The sequence below is a fragment of the Roseateles aquatilis genome (genome assembly GCF_002205645.1).
Lineage (GTDB): Bacteria > Pseudomonadota > Gammaproteobacteria > Burkholderiales > Burkholderiaceae_C > Roseateles > Roseateles aquatilis.
In genome coordinates this window covers 31,996-50,813 of the sequence record NZ_NIOF01000022.1, presented here as the reverse complement: position 1 = coordinate 50,813, position 18,818 = coordinate 31,996, and the positions used below count along the sequence as shown (strand labels likewise).

General features: G+C 64.6%; 19 protein-coding genes. All 19 read left to right on the top strand.

Features of this window, described 5'->3' with window-relative positions:
- Positions 1–4: 4 nt before the first annotated feature.
- The 19 genes from CDN99_RS26805 to trbL all read left to right on the top strand — a co-directional run bounded on the left by CDN99_RS26805 (position 5) and on the right by trbL (position 18,801).
- Positions 5–1,906, top strand: coding sequence for a copper resistance system multicopper oxidase (locus CDN99_RS26805; RefSeq protein WP_012202382.1), 1,902 nt, complete (start codon positions 5–7; stop codon positions 1,904–1,906).
- Between the two features lie 25 nt (positions 1,907–1,931).
- Positions 1,932–2,912, top strand: coding sequence for a copper resistance protein B (locus CDN99_RS26800; RefSeq protein ID WP_012202381.1), 981 nt, complete (start codon positions 1,932–1,934; stop codon positions 2,910–2,912).
- A gap of 37 nt (positions 2,913–2,949) precedes the next feature.
- Positions 2,950–3,435, top strand: a complete 486-nt coding sequence (locus CDN99_RS26795) for a DUF411 domain-containing protein (protein ID WP_003090303.1) — start codon at positions 2,950–2,952, stop codon at positions 3,433–3,435.
- A 33-nt stretch (positions 3,436–3,468) separates the two neighbouring features.
- Entirely contained in the window at positions 3,469–3,741 is a 273-nt protein-coding gene (locus CDN99_RS26790) for a DUF2933 domain-containing protein (protein WP_008063316.1), read from the top strand.
- Positions 3,742–3,895: 154 nt separating this feature from the next.
- Positions 3,896–6,334 (top strand): heavy metal translocating P-type ATPase, encoded by a 2,439-nt coding sequence (locus tag CDN99_RS26785; RefSeq protein ID WP_079383069.1) that lies wholly within the window; start codon positions 3,896–3,898, stop codon positions 6,332–6,334.
- A gap of 141 nt (positions 6,335–6,475) precedes the next feature.
- The gene (gene copC, locus CDN99_RS26780) at positions 6,476–6,862 is read left to right on the top strand and encodes a copper homeostasis periplasmic binding protein CopC (protein ID WP_008063308.1); all 387 of its coding nucleotides are present in this window, start codon (positions 6,476–6,478) and stop codon (positions 6,860–6,862) included.
- 4 nt (positions 6,863–6,866) lie between these two features.
- The gene (copD, locus tag CDN99_RS26775) at positions 6,867–7,793 is read left to right on the top strand and encodes a copper homeostasis membrane protein CopD (RefSeq protein WP_008063304.1); all 927 of its coding nucleotides are present in this window, start codon (positions 6,867–6,869) and stop codon (positions 7,791–7,793) included.
- 128 nt (positions 7,794–7,921) lie between these two features.
- Entirely contained in the window at positions 7,922–8,206 is a 285-nt protein-coding gene (locus CDN99_RS26770) for a CopK family periplasmic copper-binding protein (protein WP_016451563.1), read from the top strand.
- A gap of 147 nt (positions 8,207–8,353) precedes the next feature.
- Positions 8,354–9,280 (top strand): LysR family transcriptional regulator, encoded by a 927-nt coding sequence (locus CDN99_RS26765; RefSeq protein ID WP_012202378.1) that lies wholly within the window; start codon positions 8,354–8,356, stop codon positions 9,278–9,280.
- 13 nt (positions 9,281–9,293) lie between these two features.
- Positions 9,294–9,521: an EexN family lipoprotein gene (locus tag CDN99_RS26760; RefSeq protein ID WP_016451559.1), complete on the top strand. Its 228-nt coding sequence runs from the start codon at positions 9,294–9,296 to the stop codon at positions 9,519–9,521.
- A 217-nt stretch (positions 9,522–9,738) separates the two neighbouring features.
- Entirely contained in the window at positions 9,739–11,760 is a 2,022-nt protein-coding gene (locus CDN99_RS26755; RefSeq protein ID WP_012202376.1) for a conjugal transfer protein TraG, read from the top strand.
- Positions 11,757–12,221, top strand: coding sequence for a ribbon-helix-helix protein, CopG family (locus CDN99_RS26750; RefSeq protein WP_012202375.1), 465 nt, complete (start codon positions 11,757–11,759; stop codon positions 12,219–12,221). The genes CDN99_RS26755 and CDN99_RS26750 overlap by 4 nt, the downstream gene beginning before the upstream one ends.
- A complete protein-coding gene (gene trbB, locus CDN99_RS26745) occupies positions 12,218–13,279 on the top strand; it encodes a P-type conjugative transfer ATPase TrbB (RefSeq protein ID WP_012202374.1) in 1,062 nt (353 codons plus the stop codon). The genes CDN99_RS26750 and trbB overlap by 4 nt, the downstream gene beginning before the upstream one ends.
- Entirely contained in the window at positions 13,276–13,659 is a 384-nt protein-coding gene (locus tag CDN99_RS26740; RefSeq protein ID WP_012202373.1) for a TrbC/VirB2 family type IV secretion system protein, read from the top strand. The genes trbB and CDN99_RS26740 overlap by 4 nt, the downstream gene beginning before the upstream one ends.
- Positions 13,656–13,928 carry a VirB3 family type IV secretion system protein gene (locus CDN99_RS26735; protein ID WP_003103993.1) on the top strand — a complete coding sequence of 91 codons (273 nt, stop codon included), beginning with the start codon at positions 13,656–13,658 and terminating at the stop codon, positions 13,926–13,928. The genes CDN99_RS26740 and CDN99_RS26735 overlap by 4 nt, the downstream gene beginning before the upstream one ends.
- 15 nt (positions 13,929–13,943) lie before the next feature.
- Positions 13,944–16,397 (top strand): conjugal transfer protein TrbE, encoded by a 2,454-nt coding sequence (gene trbE / locus CDN99_RS26730; RefSeq protein ID WP_012202372.1) that lies wholly within the window; start codon positions 13,944–13,946, stop codon positions 16,395–16,397.
- Positions 16,394–17,119 carry a P-type conjugative transfer protein TrbJ gene (gene trbJ, locus CDN99_RS26725; RefSeq protein WP_012202371.1) on the top strand — a complete coding sequence of 242 codons (726 nt, stop codon included), beginning with the start codon at positions 16,394–16,396 and terminating at the stop codon, positions 17,117–17,119. Before trbE ends, trbJ begins: the two co-directional genes overlap by 4 nt.
- 12 nt (positions 17,120–17,131) lie before the next feature.
- Positions 17,132–17,431: an EexN family lipoprotein gene (locus CDN99_RS26720; RefSeq protein ID WP_012202370.1), complete on the top strand. Its 300-nt coding sequence runs from the start codon at positions 17,132–17,134 to the stop codon at positions 17,429–17,431.
- Entirely contained in the window at positions 17,428–18,801 is a 1,374-nt protein-coding gene (trbL, locus tag CDN99_RS26715; protein ID WP_012202369.1) for a P-type conjugative transfer protein TrbL, read from the top strand. Before CDN99_RS26720 ends, trbL begins: the two co-directional genes overlap by 4 nt.
- The last annotated feature ends 17 nt before the right edge of the window (positions 18,802–18,818 follow it).

Genomic DNA, 18,818 nt, shown 5'->3' with positions numbered 1-18,818 from the left:
GGCCATGCCGCCTCGTTCGCCCTTTGTAATCGCGCCCCCACTGGGCCTGTCTCGTCGGCGTTTTGTTCAGGGGCTGGCCGCTGGCGGCGTCCTGGCCGGGCTGTCCACCCCGGCGCTCAGGGCATTTGCCCAACAAGGCTCCGCGACGCGCGGTGCCGCCCCTGTGCTGAAGGGCACCGAGTTCGACTTGGTGATCGCCGAATCGCCCGTGAACTTCACGGGCAAGCCAGGCGTGGCTACGACCATCAACGGCTCGCTGCCGGCACCGACATTGCGTTGGCGTGAGGGTGACACCGTCACAATCCGTGTGACCAACAAGCTGCGTGAAGCCACATCCATCCACTGGCACGGGATCATCCTGCCGTATCAGATGGATGGCGTGCCGGGCATCAGCTTCAATGGCATCGCTCCCGGCGAGACCTTCACGTACCGCTTCAAGGTTCAGCAAAGCGGCTCCTACTGGTACCACTCGCACTCCGGCTTCCAGGAACTCACGGGCATGTACGGGGCGATCATCATCGACCCCGCTGGTGCCGAGACCATCCGCGCCGACCGTGACCACGTGCTGCTGTTCTCGGATTGGACCGACGAAGACCCGATGCGGGTGTTCACCAAGCTCAAGTCCCAAAGCGGCTACTACAACTACAACCAACCTACCGTCTTCGACTTCTTCCGGGACGCCTCGCGCGACGGCATGGCCGCTGCGATCGACAAGCGCAAGATGTGGAACGAGATGCGGATGAATCCGACGGATCTCGCCGATCTGTCTGCCGCCACGCTGACCTATCTGGCCAACGGCGTCACCCCCGCCGGCAATTGGACGGCGCTGTTCCGACCGGGTGAGCGCGTGCGGCTGCGCATGGTCAACGGTGCGGGCAACACCTTCTACGACGTACGCATTCCCGGACTGAAACTCACGGTGGTGCACGTCGATGGTGTTGACATGGAGCCGGTGACGGTCGATGAGTTCCGATTCGGTCCGGGCGAAACCGTCGATGTGATCGTCCAGCCACGGGATGACGCTTACACGATCTTCGCCCAGGCGATGGACCGGACAGGCTACGCGCGGGCCACGCTGGCCGTGCGTGAAGGTCTTCAAGCTCCCGTGCCTGCCCTCGATCCGGTCGAATGGCTGACCATGAACGACATGATGGGCAGCATGATGGGGGGCATGGACCACGGCGGGTCCGGCCAAGCCATGGAGATGACGGGCATGACGGGCATGACGGGCATGACCGGGATGACCGGGATGGGCTCGGGTTCGATGTCCGGGATGGATCATGGGGCGATGGCTGGCATGAATCACGGCGCCATGAACCACGGTGGCATGGCGATGGATCACAGCCAACACGCCGCGGCGGCGGGGGGACTGGCCGTGCCCAGCACTACTGCTCGCCACGCTCGCACCGAGTATGGTGCCAGCACGGACATGCGCGTTGACATGGCGCGCACCAACCTCGATGACCCCGGCATCGGACTGCGCAACAACGGTCGGCGAGTGTTGACCCTCGCGGATCTGCATACCCCGTCGGGGCCGCTGGACAAGAGAGGCCCTGGCCGGGAGGTCGAACTGCACCTCACGGGCAACATGGAACGCTACGCATGGTCCCTGGACGGGCTGGAGTTCGGAAAGTCCACGCCGGTGCACTTCAAACACGGCGAGCGGCTGCGGGTCATTCTGCACAACGACACCATGATGACCCATCCCATGCACCTGCACGGCATGTGGAGCGAGCTGGAAAGCCCCGACGGTCGCTTCCTTGCGCGCCGCCACACCCTGCCGGTGCAGCCGGCACAACGCATCAGCTTCCTGGTGACAGCCGACGCGCTCGGCCGCTGGGCGTGGCACTGCCACCTGATGTTCCACATGGATGCCGGCATGTTCCGCGAAGTCGTGGTGTCTTGAACCCAGCGCACAAGGAAGACCAAGAATGTCCAAAGCACTCCCCACTCGCGCACTGGCCACGACGCTTCTGGCCCTGGTAAGCGTCGCCGCCCAGGCACAAGCACAGAACGACCATGCAGCGCACGGCCAGGCCGACGCTCAAACGGCCGCGCCATCCACTCAGACCGTGGCTCCTGCCGCCGACCCGCACGCGGGTCACGCGACGTCGGCGAGCGGCTCGACCGCGGCCCCGGCCATGGATCACGGCAACATGCAGATGCAGGGCGGGTCGGCGCCTCCTGACGCCCGCGATCCGCATGGCTACTCCAATGGCCTGACATTGGGATCGGGCGACTACGCCGTACCCGGTGTGCCGCGGCTGATGCTGGCCGACGAACACAGGTTCTTCTCGTTGCGCGGCGAAACCCTGGAACGCCGCTTCACGCGCAAAGGGGACGATTCCACGGCCTACAACCTCCAGGCTTGGTATGGGACGACCTACAACAAGGCCGTCGTGAAGGCCGAAGGCGATATCGCCAAAGGAAAGCTCGAAAAATCGCGTACCGAGCTTCTCTGGGGGCACGCCGTCGCACCGTACTGGGACACCCAGCTCGGCGTTCGGGTGGATAACGGAAAAGGCCCGAGCCGTCAATGGTTGGCTTTCGGCATCCAGGGCCTCGCCCCCTACTGGTTCGAGCTGAAGGCGACGGGCTACGTGGGAAGTGGCGGACGTACGGCGCTGCGTGTCGAAGGCAGCTACGAGCTGCTGCTGACCCAGCGACTGATTCTGGAGCCTCGTGCCGAATTGCAGTTCTATGGCAAGGACGACCCGGAACGCGGTATCGGCAAGGGCTTGGCCGAAGCGTCTGCTGGCTTGCGCCTGCGCTATGAATTCAGTCGCCAGTTCGCCCCCTACATCGGCGTGGAACGGGCGGGCAGCTTCGGACGCACCGCGGACTATGTGCGCGCCGAAGGTGGCCGCGCGCAGCAGACGCGCTGGGTGGCTGGCGTGCGATTCTGGTTCTAGAACCTTGTGGGTTTGATCATCTGATGAGAGGCAATCTATGAACATGCACTACGACAGAAGCCAGGGCAAAGTGCCGAGACGCCAAGCATTGATCGCTGGCTTGTTGGTGATGGCACTCGCAGGACCGAGCCTGGCGCAGAGCCGACCGATCGCCAAGGTGTGGAAGGACCCGAGCTGCGGTTGCTGCAAGGACTGGGTCTCACACCTGCAAGGCGCAGGCTTCGATGTGCAGGTTCTTGACACCGGGAACACGGCAGCGCGCACGCGGCTGGGCATCCCGCAGAAGTACGGTTCGTGCCACACGGCGCAGATCGGCGGCTATGCCATCGAGGGTCATGTGCCTGCCTCGGACATTCAACGCTTGCTGCGCGAAGCCCCGCAGGCCATCGGCCTCGCGGCGCCGGGCATGCCGGTCGGTTCGCCCGGCATGGATGGTCCGGCCTATGGTGGACGCAAGGACGCCTACGACGTGCTGCTGATCGGGAAAAACGGTAGTAGCACGGTCTATCAGTCGCATCGCTGACCATCCATCAACCCTTTTCCGTGGAGATATGCCATGCAGCATCAGCACACACAGACCCCCAGCGATCGTCCCCGGTTCTGGCGATCGCGCTACGGCGTGGCGTTCCTCATCATCGCCGCTGTCGCCGCGTATTTCCTGCTCAAGGAGCACACGGCACATGTTGCCGGCTATCTCCCCTTCCTGCTGCTGGCGGCTTGTCCGCTGATGCACCTGTTCATGCACCGTGGTCACGGCCACGGCGGACACGATCATGCCGCGCGTCAGGGTGAGGAAGGTGCCGCACCCGCCAAGGAGCAGAAGCAATGAGTCGCGTGCTCGCACCGTGCGAGCACGCGACGCCGCGCTTGTCTCCTTGCGCGCCTGCGGCCTGCTGCGATCACCAGACACCAACGGTTAACGGCGGAGGGCACTTGTCACTATGAATTCACCCAGCAAGTCTTCAGGACATGAGCACGCAGGCATGGCGGCGGGTGCCACAACGTCCGGCCCGCATACGCACCACCATCACGCCAGCCATGCCGGCAGTGACGACGCGGGCGGGTCCTCAAGCCACTCGCAGCCCGATGCCGCGACGCGCGATCCGGTGTGTGGCATGGCGGTCACGGCGGCGTCGGAGCACCGCTCCACGCACTTGGGGAACACGTACTTGTTTTGCAGCACCGGATGCAAGGCCAAATTCGACACCGATCCGGCGCGATATGCCAGCGGTGGCGCGGGCATAGGCACAGGCAGCGGCCATGCGCCGCATCACCATGCCAGCACCGCAGTTTCACCGGCCCCGGCGGCATCGCCAACCGCACCCGGAACGATCTACACCTGCCCGATGCACCCGGAGATCCGCCAGGATCATCCGGGAACCTGCCCCAAGTGCGGGATGACGCTGGAGCCCCTGCTGCCCGACCTCGACGACGACAACCCGGAGTTGCGTGACTTCTCGCGTCGCTTCTGGTGGACCTTGCCGTTGACGCTCGTGGTCCTGGCGCTGGCGATGCTGGGCGAGCGGCTGCACCTGATGGACATGGCTACGCAGAGCTGGGTCGAGTTGGTGCTGTCGTTGCCGATCGTGCTGTGGGCCGGCTGGCCCTTCTTCTCCCGCGGCTGGCTGTCCGTGGTCAACCGCAGCCCGAACATGTGGACACTGATCGGCCTGGGAACGGGTGCGGCATTCATCTACAGCGTCGTGGCAACCGTTGCGCCGGAAGTGTTTCCAGCCTCCTTCATGTCCATGGGACGGGTCGGCGTGTATTTCGAGGCCGCCGCCGTCATCATCTCGCTGACACTGCTCGGCCAGGTGCTGGAACTCAAGGCCCGCTCCCAGACTTCGGCGGCTATCAAGTCGCTGCTGGGGCTGGCGCCCAAGACCGCGCGGCGCATCAATGCGGACGGCAGCGAGGAAGACGTGCCGCTCAGCCATGTGCACGTCGGCGACCTGCTGCGCATCCGACCCGGCGAGAAGGTGCCGGTGGATGGCATCGTGCACGAGGGCAGCAGCTCGATTGACGAATCCATGCTGACCGGCGAACCGCTGCCCGTCAGCAAGCGCGCGGGCGACAAGGTCATCGGGGCCACACTCAACACCAACGGCGCGCTGGTCATGCGTTCGGAGCGGATCGGCTCGGACACCGTTCTATCGCAGATCGTCCAGATGGTCGCCCAGGCGCAGCGTTCCAAGGCACCGATGCAACGCATGGCCGATGTCGTTGCCGGCTACTTCGTGATGGCCGTCGTCGCCATTGCGGTCACGACGCTCTTTGTATGGGGATTCTTCGGGCCACAGCCCACCTGGGTCTATGGACTGATCAATGCGGTGGCCGTCCTGATCATCGCCTGCCCGTGCGCGCTGGGTCTGGCCACGCCGATGTCGATCATGGTCGCAACGGGCCGTGGCGCCACGCAGGGCGTGTTGTTCCGCGATGCCGCGGCGATCGAGAATCTTCGCAAGGTCGATACCCTCGTCATCGACAAGACAGGAACCCTGACCGAAGGCCGACCTGCTTTCGATCAGGTCGTCGCAGCACGCGGCTTTACGAACGATGAGGTGCTGCGTCTTGCGGCCAGCCTGGACCAGGGCAGTGAACACCCCCTGGCCGACGCCATCGTGCAGGCCGCGCGTGCCCAGGGCCTCCAACTCGTGAAGCCTCAGAGCTTTGAATCGGGAACCGGCATCGGCGTGCGCGGAAAGGTTGAGCACCGGCAACTGGCGTTGGGCAACACAGTGCTGATGGAACAGTCTGGCGTATCGGTGGAACCGCTCGTACCCCAGGCCGAAACTCTGCGCGGCGAAGGGGCCAGCGTCATGTACTTGGCTGTGGACGGGCAACTCGCGGGTTTGCTCGCCGTATCCGACCCGGTCAAGGGCAGCACCCCCGAGGCCCTGGCCGCGTTGAAGGCTGCGGGCCTGCGGGTCATCATGGCCACCGGGGACGGGCAGACCACCGCCAAAGCCGTCGGTGCACGCCTAGGCATCGACGAGGTGCATGGTGAGGTCAAGCCGGCGGACAAGCTCATGTTGATCGAGCGGCTGCAGAAAGAAGGCCGCATCGTCGCCATGGCCGGAGACGGCATCAACGACGCGCCGGCCTTGGCGAAGGCAGACGTGGGCATCGCCATGGGAACGGGAACCGACGTGGCGATGAACAGCGCTCAGGTCACGCTGGTCAAGGGCGACCTGCGTGGCATTGCTGTCGCTCGCACGCTCTCGGTGAGTACCGTGGGCAACATGAAGCAGAACCTCATGTTCGCCTTCCTCTACAACGCGCTGGGCATCCCCATCGCCGCCGGGGTTCTCTATCCCCTCACGGGCTGGTTGCTGTCGCCCCTGATCGCAGCATTGGCGATGAGCCTGAGTTCGGCATCGGTCGTGGGCAACGCCTTGCGGCTGAGAGCGAGCCGACTGTGACCGAAACATCTTTCAGAACCAACAGGAGTCTGCTATCGCCCAGCGAACCGTTTCTTTCGTTCCACGCCGTTGCGAAGGTGCAAGCCTTATCTCGGCATTTCGTTCTTAAACCACACCTCACACATCCAGGTAGAAACTTCTATGACCCGTTCACATTTCATCGCCAAGCTCGTCGCGCCGATCGCTGCTGGCCTGTTCGCCACCGCCGCATTCGCGCATCCTTCGCTGGTGTCTTCAACGCCGGCCGACAAGTCGCAGGTTTCCGCGCCAGCCACCATCGAGCTGAAGTTCTCCGAAACGCTGGTGCCGCAGTTCTCCGCCGCAAGCCTTGTCATGACGGGCATGCCGGGAATGGCGAGCCATGGCCCGATGAAGATCAACGCCAGCGTCGCGGGTGCCGGCGACGGCAAGACCATGGTCATCACGCCGGCACAGGCGCTCCAGCCGGGCGACTATCGCGTCGAATGGCGTGCCGTCTCCTCGGACACGCATCCGATCACGGGTAACGTCACCTTCAAGGTGAAGTAAGCCCATGGCCGGGGATTGGTTGACCATCGTCCTGCGCCTGGCGCTTTATCTGGACCTGGCGGCGGCGTTTGGCGTCGCCATGTTCGGACTCTATGCTTTGGGCAACGACGAGCGATCCTCGACGATCTCGCGCCGCTATCGCGTACTCATTGGCGCATCCGCCGCCATCGGCATTGTCCTGTCGATGTGGGGCATGACGGTCATGGCCAAGGCCATGTCCGGCGCCCAAAGCTACGCGGAGCTGTCAACGCACGTTTTCGACATGCTCATTACGGGCACGCACATGGGCATCGCCTGGTGCATTCGCATCCTGGCGTTAGTGACGTGTGTGCTCATCGCAGTGTTGCGCATGAATTCAACACTGCGTTTTGCAGCGATGGCCGCTTCCAGTGGTGTGGCGTTGGCGACCCTTGCATGGGCGGGACATGGCGCCATGGATGACGGCGTGCGCGGATACATTCATCTCGCTTCGGACATCACGCACCTCTGGGCGGCCGGTGCCTGGGTAGGCGCATTGATCGCGTTCTTGGTGCTTGCGGCGAACAAACCAAATACCGGGCAAGGCTCAGTAGAGATCCTGAGCCGAACATCCAATGGTTTCGCTCGGATAGGTACTGTGATCGTGGCGGCACTCGTCGTGACCGGAGCCCTGAATTACCTGTTGATCGCTGGGCCATCGCTTGATCCGCTCTTCTCAACGCTCTATGGCCGCCTGCTCGTAGGAAAACTCCTGTTGTTCGGAGGAATGCTCGCGCTGGCGGCAGCCAATCGGTTTCGACTGAGCCCAAGTCTGGAGGCGGCATTGAGAACAGGCAACCACGCACACGCGGTCGTCAAGCTACGGCAGAGTCTGTTCACGGAGGCGACATTAGCCGTTCTGGTTTTGGCGAGCGTTGCGTGGCTTGGCATCCTTTCTCCCAACGGCACCTAATCCTTGACTGGCACCAAATGACAGCACATGAATTGAATGTAATGCACGGGTAAGCGATCTGTAGATCGCGCGCTTCTACATTTAACGGCGCGGCGCAAGTTGTCGTCGTTTTCACAAAGGAGTCGATCATGAAATCGCAAATTGTCATTGCCGCCCTGTTGAGCGCCCTCTCCGTGCCTGCCTTCGCCGGTCATGCAGCAGCCCAGGCAGCCAAGGAGATGGTTCCGCTGGCTGACGGGGGAACGCTGTACGTCTTCAAGGATGGAAAGATGGCACAGGAAAGTCGCTTCGGACGCGCCGTGTATCAATCCATCGGCGCCTCAGTGGCGACGAAGGACGGGCGGAACATTGCCATTACCAGCAATGAAGTTGCTCGCCTCAGCTCGCTGCTTGAACAGGAGCACGGCGGGTAATTCGCGCGATCTGCTGATGCCTCCCAATGGCGTCAGAAAGAAGTCCCAGCGCCTGTCCGATTCGGATAGGCGCATGGCCTTCGGTGACTACCCCGGACAGAAGATTCAATGTGTAGGTTCAAATAACACTTAATAGGAGATTGATTTGTGGAGCTTCGTCATCTACGGTGTTTCCTCGCTGTAGCAGAGGAGCTTCACTTTGCCCGCGCTGCCGAGCGGTTGCACATCGACCAATCTCCGTTATCTCGCACCATCAAGGAGTTGGAGGAAGAACTCGGCGCACGCCTGTTTGTCCGCACCACTCGCAGCACACAACTGACCCGCGCTGGACGGCTGTTTCTGGAGCACGTTCAGCGAGTCTTTACAGTGCTGGAGCAGGCCCGCGATAGTGTCAAGTCCGCCGCCAACGGCTTTTGCGGCCAGTTGCGTATTGCCTTGTCCGATGGCGTCACGCCTTCGCGCCTGCCGGCATTGCTGGCGCGCAGCCGCGAAGAGGACCCCGAGGTGGAAATCCGATTGTTCGAGGTGCCTTTGGATCAGCAGATCAAGGGGCTTCATAGCGACCTGTATGACGCGGGCTTCTCGATGGCAGAGGATGCAGGTGATGGCATCATCGTCACTCCTGCATGGGAAGACGAATTGATGGTGGCGGTACCAGCCCGCCATCCGGTGCTTGCCTTCAAACAGATCCCGCTGAAGGAGGTGTTGCGCCATCCGCTGGCGCTGGGCGACCCAGCAGTGTGCGAAGGCCACGCGCGCCAGGTCGATCGGTTCCTACGCACATGCGGACAAGAGCCGCTGATCGCGCAGCGCGTGGCGACCTTCGACGTGATGATGACTTTAGTCTCCGCCGGCTTAGCATTGGGCTTGGCGGGCGAGGCGCACATTGCTTCCAGCCGCGAGCCGGGAGTCGTGGCCCGGCGCTTGGCGGGCAAGCCGACTATGCTCATGACCTATCTGCTGCGCCGCGATACGGAGCCGTCCGAAATGCTGGCTCGATTTATCGAACGAGTAGATTTTATTGATTCGGCTGATGAACTCGGCATCCCCGAAGACCTTCCACGCGACCGATAGTAGGAATAAGGCTATGAACAAAGTGATATTGCTGATATTGGTCACTGCACTGCCTGCATGCGGTCCTTCTCAACCTTCGGAAACCGTGGATGCGCTCGTAGCCAATCCCGAACGCATCAAAGAGATTCAACGTCAATGCAAGGAAGACCGCGCGAAGGTTGGCGACGAACTATGTCTGCGTGCTGCCGAAGCCGCCAAACGGCGATTTTTCGGTGATCGGCCCGAGCAAAAATCCAAGTAGGTTATCTCTCGGTCGCTTCGCTGCGACGAAGTTCTCGCTGTTACCTCACTACGCCGCAATGCGCTCGCGCTTGCGGCGTTTTTATTGCTTTCGCCACTAAAGGAAATCTGACTTTTTGGGCCTAAATTGCCGCCACATCGGCCTTTGACCGACCTGCGCGAACGCCTTGATCCTCAGTGCTGCGGCACCTCTGTGTGCCGTGATCGGAGGCGAGGTTATGCAAGGGACGAACGTGCTGTTCGGTCAGATCGCCGTGGTATTCGGCATCGTGATCGCTGGCGTATGGAGCGCCACGCAATGGACAGCAGCAGCCCTTGGCTACCAGCTACGCCTTGGCTCGCCCTGGTTCGATCTTCTCGGCACACCGATCTACCACCCGTGGAAACTGTTCGAGTGGTGGTTCTTCTTCGATGCCTACGCGCCGCGCGTGTTCGATACCGGCGGCGCCATCGCGGGCGGCAGTGGCCTGCTGGCGGTGGTGGTCGCCATCGGTATGTCGATCTGGCGCTCGCGCCAATCGCGGCTGGTTACGACCTACGGCTCGGCACGCTGGGCGAACGCGGATGACATTCGCAAGGCTGGCCTCACGCAGCCGGCCGGCGTGTTCCTCGGCCAGCACGACCGCCAGTACCTGCGGCATGAAGGCCCGGAACACGTCCTGACCTTCGCGCCCACGCGCTCGGGCAAAGGTGTGGGCCTGGTGGTGCCGACGCTGCTTTCCTGGCCAGCCTCGGCCGTCATCCACGACATCAAGGGCGAGAACTGGCAGATCACCGCCGGTTGGCGCTCGCGCTTCTCGCATTGCCTGCTGTTCAACCCGACCGATGCGAAGTCAGCGGCCTACAACCCGCTGCTGGAGGTACGGCGCGGCGCGCATGAGGTGCGCGACGTGCAGAACATCGCGGACATTCTGGTTGATCCCGAAGGTGCGCTGGAGAAGCGCAACCATTGGGAAAAGACCTCGCACGCGCTACTGGTTGGGGCCATCCTGCATGTGCTCTACGCAGGCGAAGACAAGACTCTGCGCGGCGTCGCCAACTTCCTCTCCGACCCGGCCAGTCCGTTCGAGCTGACCTTGCATCGGATGATGACTACGCCGCACCTCGTGAACGAGGAAGGTGGTGGCCCACATCCCGTGGTGGCATCCGCTGCGCGCGAAGTCCTCAACAAGAGCGATAACGAACGCTCGGGCGTGCTGTCCACGGCCATGTCGTTCCTCGGCCTGTACCGCGATCCCACGGTGGCCGAAGTCACCTCGCGTTGCGATTGGCGCATCGCTGACCTGATCGCTGCCGAGCATCCGGTATCGCTGTACCTCGTGGTGCCGCCTTCGGACATTTCGCGGACGAAGCCGCTCATTCGCCTGATCCTCAACCAGATCGGCCGGCGCCTCACCGAATCGCTCGACGGCTCCGACGGCATTCAGCGCCGCCACAAGCTGCTGCTGATGCTCGATGAGTTCCCGGCGCTGGGGCGGCTCGACTTCTTCGAGACGGCCCTGGCCTTCATGGCGGGCTACGGCATCCGCAGCTTCCTCATCGCGCAGTCGCTCAACCAGATCGACAAAGCCTATGGCCAGAACCATTCGATTCTGGACAACTGCCATGTGCGCGTGACGTTCGCCACGAACGACGAGCGCACGGCCAAGCGCATTTCCGAAACGCTCGGCACCGCTACCGAGCTGCGCGCGCAGCGCAACTACGCGGGCCATCGGCTCGCGCCGTGGCTGGGCCACCTGATGGTGTCGCGCCAGGAAACCGCGCGCCCGCTGCTGACGCCGGGCGAAGTCATGCAGCTTCCGCCTGACGAGGCCGTGGTGATGGTGTCCAGCGTGGCGCCGATCAAGGCGAAGAAGCTGCGCTACTACGCGGACGCCAATTTCAAGCGTCGCGTGCTGCCACCGCCCGCGCTGGCGGATGGGCAGTACGCCGACGCGCCGCCATTGCGGCCCGACGACTGGAGCGGGTTGGCGATTCCGTCCGTGCCCGCTGCACTGGCCGCCGCGTCCGCTGATGGCCTGGAGAACTTGGGTTCGGCCGACGACGGCGGCCCGCGCCGTCAGCCCGAACTCTCCGAAACCGTCGCCTACGACTCCGAGCTGGCCGCTCCCACGGCCGACCTCGCGCTGCTCGATGACGACGACGACCTGCCGCTTCCCCTTCCTCGCCAGCTTGATCCGGCCATGCAGCGCAGCGCCCGGCTGGCTTCCCTCGACCCCAACGACGGAATCGAGCTATGAGCCACTATCGCCTCAACCTGTTCATCCAGCCGGAGCACGCCAAGCGGCTCGATGAGCTGGCCGCCAAGAAAGGCGTGTCCAAGTCGTCCATCGTCGCGGCGGCGCTCGCATCATGGCTGTCGCCCGATGCCGCCGACCAGCGCGAGGCGGCCATTGCCAAGCGGCTGGATCGCCTCTCGCGCCAGGCCGATCGCATGGAGCGCGACCAGAACATCGCCATCGAAACGCTGGCGCTGTTCATCCGCTACTACCTGACCGTGAGCACTCCGGTTCCCGAGGCGCACCAAGACGCGGCACGCGCGCAAGGCAAGGCGCGCTTCGAGCAGTTCACCGAGCAGCTTGGCCGCCACCTGCTGCGGGGCCGCAGCCTGGTGCGCGACGTGGTGGAGGAACTGCATCCCGACCCAATGCGGATGGAAGACGCGGCGGCAGCCGCGCAAGCGCAGGAGCGTGCCTCATGAGCGCCGCGCCTTCATCCCTCACCACCTCGCTCGACCGCCGCATCCAGATGCTGCGCACGGCGATGGGGCCGCTGATCGCCGCCGCGCTCGAAGACCCGGACGTGGTGGAGGTGATGCTGAACCCCGATCGCACCCTTTGGGTGGATCGGCTTTCCAGTGGGCGCGCGCCGATGGGCGCGGAGTTGCCGGAGACGGACGGCGAGCGAATCATCCGCTTGGTCGCGGCCCACGTTGGCGCAGAAGTCCATCGCGGGCAACCGCTGCTGTCCGCCGAGTTGCCCGAAACCGGCGAACGCTTCGAGGGCATCTTGCCGCCCGCTGCGCCGGGGCCGGCCTTCGCGCTGCGCAAGCGCGCCATCGGCGTCATCCCTCTGTCGCGCTACATCGAGGACGGAATGATGACCGCCGAGCAGGCGGGCTTTCTCGTTCGCGCCGTGCGCGAGCGCCAGAACGTCCTGATCGCAGGAGCCACGAGCAGCGGCAAGACCACGCTCGCCAATGCGCTGCTGGCCGAGATCGCCGCCACGGGCGACCGCGTACTGGTGCTCGAAGACACCATCGAGTTGCAATGCGCGGCCCGCGACCATGTGCCGCTGCGCACGCGCGCCGGCGTCGTGTCCATGACCGAACTGGTGCGGTCGTCCATGCGCCTGCGGCCTGATCGCGTCGTCGTCGGCGAGGTGCGCGGCGCCGAGGCGCTGGATCTCATCAAGGTGTGGGGCACCGGCCATCCGGGCGGTATCGCCACGATCCACGCCGGCTCCGCGCTCGGCGCGCTGCTGCGCCTGGAGCAACTGATTCTCGAAGTGGCGGTGAACCCGCCGCGTGCGCTGATCGCCGAGGCGGTCAACGTGGTGATCCATATCGCCGGGCGCGGGCGCAAGCGCCGCATCGAGAGCATCGCCCGCGTCGTCGGCTTTGACGGCGTGGGCTACCGATTGGCGGATTGGGAGGCGGACGCGCTGGACACGCCGTTTCCCGAGTTGTCGCCAAACCCCGATGCCGTACCCGCTGCGGCGACTTCCTCATCCCTTGACTCACTTGGAGAACTGCCATGACGCAGATGACCATTCCTGCTTTCCGTTTTTCTGCAAATCCGGCTTTGCGTCTTGCGCGGCTGCGCTGCCTGGCCCGTCCTGCGGGGCAAGGGCTGCTGCTGGCCGCGTTGCTGTTGTTCCTGGCCGGAGCCGCGCAGGCCGCCGGTTCCTCGATGCCGTGGGAAGGCCCGCTGCAATCCATCCTCGAATCCATCCAGGGGCCGGTGGCGCGCATCGTCGCGGTCATCATCATCATCGCCACGGGCCTCGCGCTCGCGTTCGGCGACACGTCCGGCGGGTTCCGCAAGCTGATCCAGATCGTATTCGGTCTGTCCATCGCGTTCGCCGCTTCGAGCTTCTTCCTGTCGTTCTTCAGCTTCTCCGGCGGGGCGGTCGTATGAGTGCCCCTGACACCTTCGCGGACGGCTTCGAGGTGCCGCTGCATCGCTCGCTGACCGAGCCGATTCTGCTGGGCGGTGCGCCGCGCACCGTAGCGATCGCTAACGGCACGCTGGCCGCCGCTGTCGGCCTGGGCCTGCAACTGTGGATTCCGGGCGTCGTGCTCTGGATCGTCGGCCATTCGCTGGCGGTGTGGGGTGCGCGCGTCGATCCGCAGTTCATGCAGGTCTTCGCCCGGCACATCAAGCACCGCCCGCTGCTGGACGTGTGAGGGGAGGACGCCGCGATGCTGAACCTCGCCGAATACCGCCAGCGCCCGGCCTTGCTTGCCGACTGGCTGCCCTGGGCCGGGCTGGTCGCACCGGGCGTCGTCTTGAACAAGGACGGCAGTTTCCAGCGCACGGCCCGGTTTCGCGGGCCTGACCTCGACAGCGCGACGCAAGGCGAGCTGATCGCCACGTCGGCGCGGTTGAACAACGCGCTGCGCCGCATGGGATCGGGCTGGGCGCTGTTCATCGAAGCCGAGCGCCGGCCTGCGGCCGACTATCCGCACTCGGAGTTTCCCGAGCCGCTTTCGTGGGTGGTGGAGGAAGAACGCCGGGCCGCCTTCGAGGAATCGGGCCATCACTTCGAGAGCGGCTATCACCTGACGTTGCTTTACCTGCCGCCGGAAGAATCCCGCGCCCGTGCAGCCAAGATGCTCTACGAGAACACACCGACGAATGGCGTGGACTGGCGCGAGCGGCTGCAAGCCTTCGTCGCGGAAACGGATCGCGTCTTTGACCTGCTCGACGGCGTGATGCCGGAAATCGTCTGGCTGGATGACAGCCAGACGCTGACCTACCTGCACACGACCATCTCGACGCGGCGCTACCGCGTCGGTGTGCCCGAAGTGCCGTTCCACATCGACGCCCTGCTGACCGACTCGCCGCTGGTCGGTGGCCTGGCGCCCATGCTGGGCGACCAGCACCTGCGCGTGGTGTCGGTGCGCGGTTTTCCGACCTCGACCTGGCCGGGGATTCTGGACGACCTCAACCGCTTGGGCTTTGCATATCGTTGGAGTACGCGCTTTCTCTGTCTCGACAAATCCGAGGCGGAAAAGGAACTCACCCGCCTGCGCCGCCAGTGGTTTGCAAAAAGGAAGAACGTCATCGCGCTGCTGCGCGAAACGATCTTCCAGCAGGAAAGCCCGTTGGTCGATACTGACGCCAGCAACAAGGCGACCGACGCCGATGCCGCCTTACAGGAGCTGGGCAGCGATCAGGTCGCCTTCGGCTATCTCACCGCCACGGTGACGGTGCTCGATGCCGACCCGGCCGTAGCCGACGAGAAGCTGCGCATGGTGGAGCGGGTCATCCAGGGGCGCGGCTTCGTCACCATCCCGGAAACGCTCAACGCCGTGGATGCGTGGCTGTCATCCATTCCGGGCAACGCTTACGCCAACGTGCGCCAGCCCATCGTCTCGACGCTGAACCTAGCACACATGATGCCGGTGTCCGCAGTATGGGCGGGGCCGGAAAAGAACGACCACCTCGACGGCCCGCCGCTGATCGTCACGCGCACCGATGGCGCGACGCCGTTCCGGCTGGTGACGCACATCGGCGACGTGGGCCACACGCTGGTCGCAGGCCCGACCGGCATGGGCAAGTCGGTCTTGCTCGCCACGCTGGCGATGCAGTTCCGTCGCTATCGCGGTTCGCGCATCTTCGCCTTCGACATGGGCCGCTCGATGCGGGCCACGATCCTGGGCTTGGGCGGCGAACACTACGACCTGGGCACGGATGGCGAAATCGCCTTCCAGCCCTTGGCACGCATCGACCGCGAGGGCTACCGCACCTGGGCCGCAGAATGGGTCGAAGGCCGCTTGCTGCACGAAGGCGTGGCGGTCGGCCCCGACGAGAAGGCGGCTATCTGGTCGGCGCTTGGAAGCCTCGCCGGTGCGCCGGTGGAGCAGCGCACGATGACCGGCCTGTCGGTGCTGCTGCAATCGAACGCGCTGCGCCAGGCGCTCGCGCCCTACGTGCTCGGTGGTGCGCACGGCAAGCTGCTGGACGCTGACCACGACCGGCTCGGCATGGCCGACGTGCAGTGCTTCGAGATGGAGGAGCTGATGCACAGCAAGGCCGCCGTCATGGCCGTGCTGCATTACCTCTTTGCGCGCTTCGATGAACGCTTCGACGGATCGCCCACGCTGCTGATCCTCGATGAAGCGTGGTTGTTCCTCGATGACCCGGTGTTTGCCGCGCGTATCCGCCAGTGGCTCAAGACGCTACGCAAGAAAAACGTGTCGGTGATCTTCGCCACGCAGTCGCTCGCGGACATCAAGGATTCGAGCATCGCCCCCGCGATTATCGAAAGCTGCGCCAGCCGCATCTTCCTGCCGAACCCGCAGGCGACTGAGCCGCAGATTCGCACGATCTACGAAGGCTTCGGCCTCAACAGCCGGCAGATCGAGATCGTCGCCACCGCGCAGCCCAAGCGCGACTACTACTACCAATCCCGCCTCGGCAACCGCCTGTTCGACCTCGACCTGGGGCCGGCCGCGCTGGCGTTTGCGGGCGCTTCCACGCCGCAAGACCAGCGCGACATAGACCGCGTGCTGCTGGACGCCGGCGTACCCGGCTTCGCGGGCGCCTGGCTGCGCCATCGCGGCCTCGATTGGGCGGCCGACCTGCTGCCCTCGTTCCCCGGCCTTGCGCCGGGTTCCCTCGCTGATCAACCCCTGGAGAACCTGTCATGAAAAAGCGTCTTGTCGCCGCCGCAATCGCGGCCATGCTTTGCACCGCCACCGCCCATGCGCAATGGGTCGTGGTCGATCCCACCAACCTCGTGCAGAACACGCTGACCGCGATCCGCACGCTGGAGCAGATCAACAACCAGATCCAGCAGCTTCAGAACGAAGCGCAGATGCTGATGAACCAGGCGCGCAATCTCGCCAGCCTGCCATCCAGCGTGGTCGGCCAGTTGCGCGCCAATCTGGCGACCACGCAGCGGCTGATCGACCAGGCGCGCGGCCTGGCCTACGACGTGACGAATCTGGATCGGGAGTTTCAGCGCCTGTATCCCGAGCAGTACGCCGCCACGGTGAGCGGCGACCAGATGTACCGCGACACGCAGGAGCGATGGAAGAACACGCTCAACGGCTTGCAGACCACGATGCGGATGCAGGCCCAGGTTTCGCAGAACCTGGGCGAAGACGAAAGCGTGCTCGCCGACCTCGTGGGCAAGAGCCAGTCAGCCGAAGGTGCGTTGCAGGCGATGCAGGCCATGAACCAGTTGCTGGCCTTGCAGGCCAAGCAGTCGATCCAGTCGCAGCGGCTCCAGATCACGCAGGATCGCGCTGCCGCGCTGGAACTGGCGCGGCAGGCGGCGGCCACGGAGCGCGGACGTGAGATGACGCGCCGCTTCCTGGGCAGTGGCACGCCGTACACGCCGCAAGCCGTCGATTTCTACAACCACTGACGAGGTGCGGCCATGAAGTACGCGCCTGTCGTGTTCGCTCTCGCGTTCCTGCTGTCCGGCTGCGATCAGCCGCTGTCGGTGGCTTCACTGGCCGCCGATCCATCCCGGTTGCACACGCTGCGCGCGCAGTGCCGCACGGGCGCGCACGACGGCGCGTTTTGCGCGCAGGTGGCCCAGGCCGACCTGCGGCGCTTTCTCTCCGGCCAGACCGGGCCGAGCGAGTATCAGACGCTAGCCGACCTGCCGCCGATTCCGCCCAGCTTCGATGAACCCGCCGATGCCGATGCGCCTGGGCAGGAGGACTCACCATGAACGACGTAACGATCATCGACCGCTTCCTCGATACCTTCTCGCGCTACATCGACTCGGGCTTTGGACTGCTGCATGGCGAGGTGGCGTTTCTGACCGCCACGCTGATCGTCATCGACATGACGATCGCCGGGCTGTTCTGGGCGATGGGCCATGCCGTCGGCCAGGGCGAGGACGTGATCGCCAAGCTGATCCGCAAGGTGCTGTACGTCGGTGCCTTCGCCTACATCATCGGCAACTTCAACACGCTGGCCGGCATCCTGTTCCGCTCCTTCGCCGGGCTGGGCCTAACGGCCAGCGGCTCGACCTTGAGCATGGAGAACTTCCTACACCCTGGGCGGCTGGCCAAGGTCGGCATCGACGCCGGTGCGCCGATCCTTGAGCAGATCGGCAACATGGCGGGCTTCCCCGAGGTGTTCGTGAACATCACGCCCATCGTCGTGATGTTCCTCGCGTGGTTGATCGTCATCCTGTGCTTCTTCGTGCTGGCGATCCAGCTTTTCATCACGCTGATCGAGTTCAAGCTGACCACGCTCGCCGGCTTCGTGCTGGTGCCGTTCGCGCTGTGGAACAAGACCGCGTTCCTCGCCGAAAAGGTGCTGGGCAACGTGGTGTCGTCCGGCATCAAGGTGCTGGTGCTCGCCGTCATTGTGGGCATCGGCTCGGGGCTGTTCGCCGAGTTTCAGGTACATCCCGCCGAGCCATCCATCGACCACTCCGTGGTCGTGATGCTGGCCTCGCTGACCCTGCTGGCCTTGGGCATCTTCGGGCCAGGCATTGCAACCGGGCTGGTGTCTGGCGGGCCGCAGCTTGGCGCGGGTGCGATGGCCGGTGCTGCGCTGGGCGCTGCGGGCGCTGCCGTTGCCGTCGGCGCCGCAGCCACGGGCGTCGGCGGCGCGGTAGCTGCTGGAGCGCGCATGGCGCCCGCTGCCGCCAAGCTGGCCGGCAGCGGCGCGCGGGCTGCCGCTGGGGCTGCCAGCAGTGCACGGTCGGCGTTCCAGGCCGGTTCCGCTTCGGCCGGCGGCGGCCTCAAGGGTGCCGCTGCGGGCTTCGGCAATGTCGCCAAGACAGGCGCTCAGGCAGCCGGGCAGAAGGTGGCCGATGGCGCGCGTTCGATGAAGGAACGTGCCGCCGCAGCTTTCCGCCAGGAAGGCACGACTTCGGCGGGAGGCGGTACAGCCGCCGCATCGGGCGGCCCAGCGTCTGGTGGTGATACGCCCTCCACCGCGCCGCAGGAGCAACCCGCCTGGGCCAAACGCCTGCATCGCCGCCAGCAACTCACCCATGCCGCAACCACCGCCGCCCACACGCTGCGCGGGGGCGACGGCGGCAGTTCCAGCCAGGGGCCGAGTCTGCGCGATTCCGATTCCTGATCTTCAAGGAGAACACC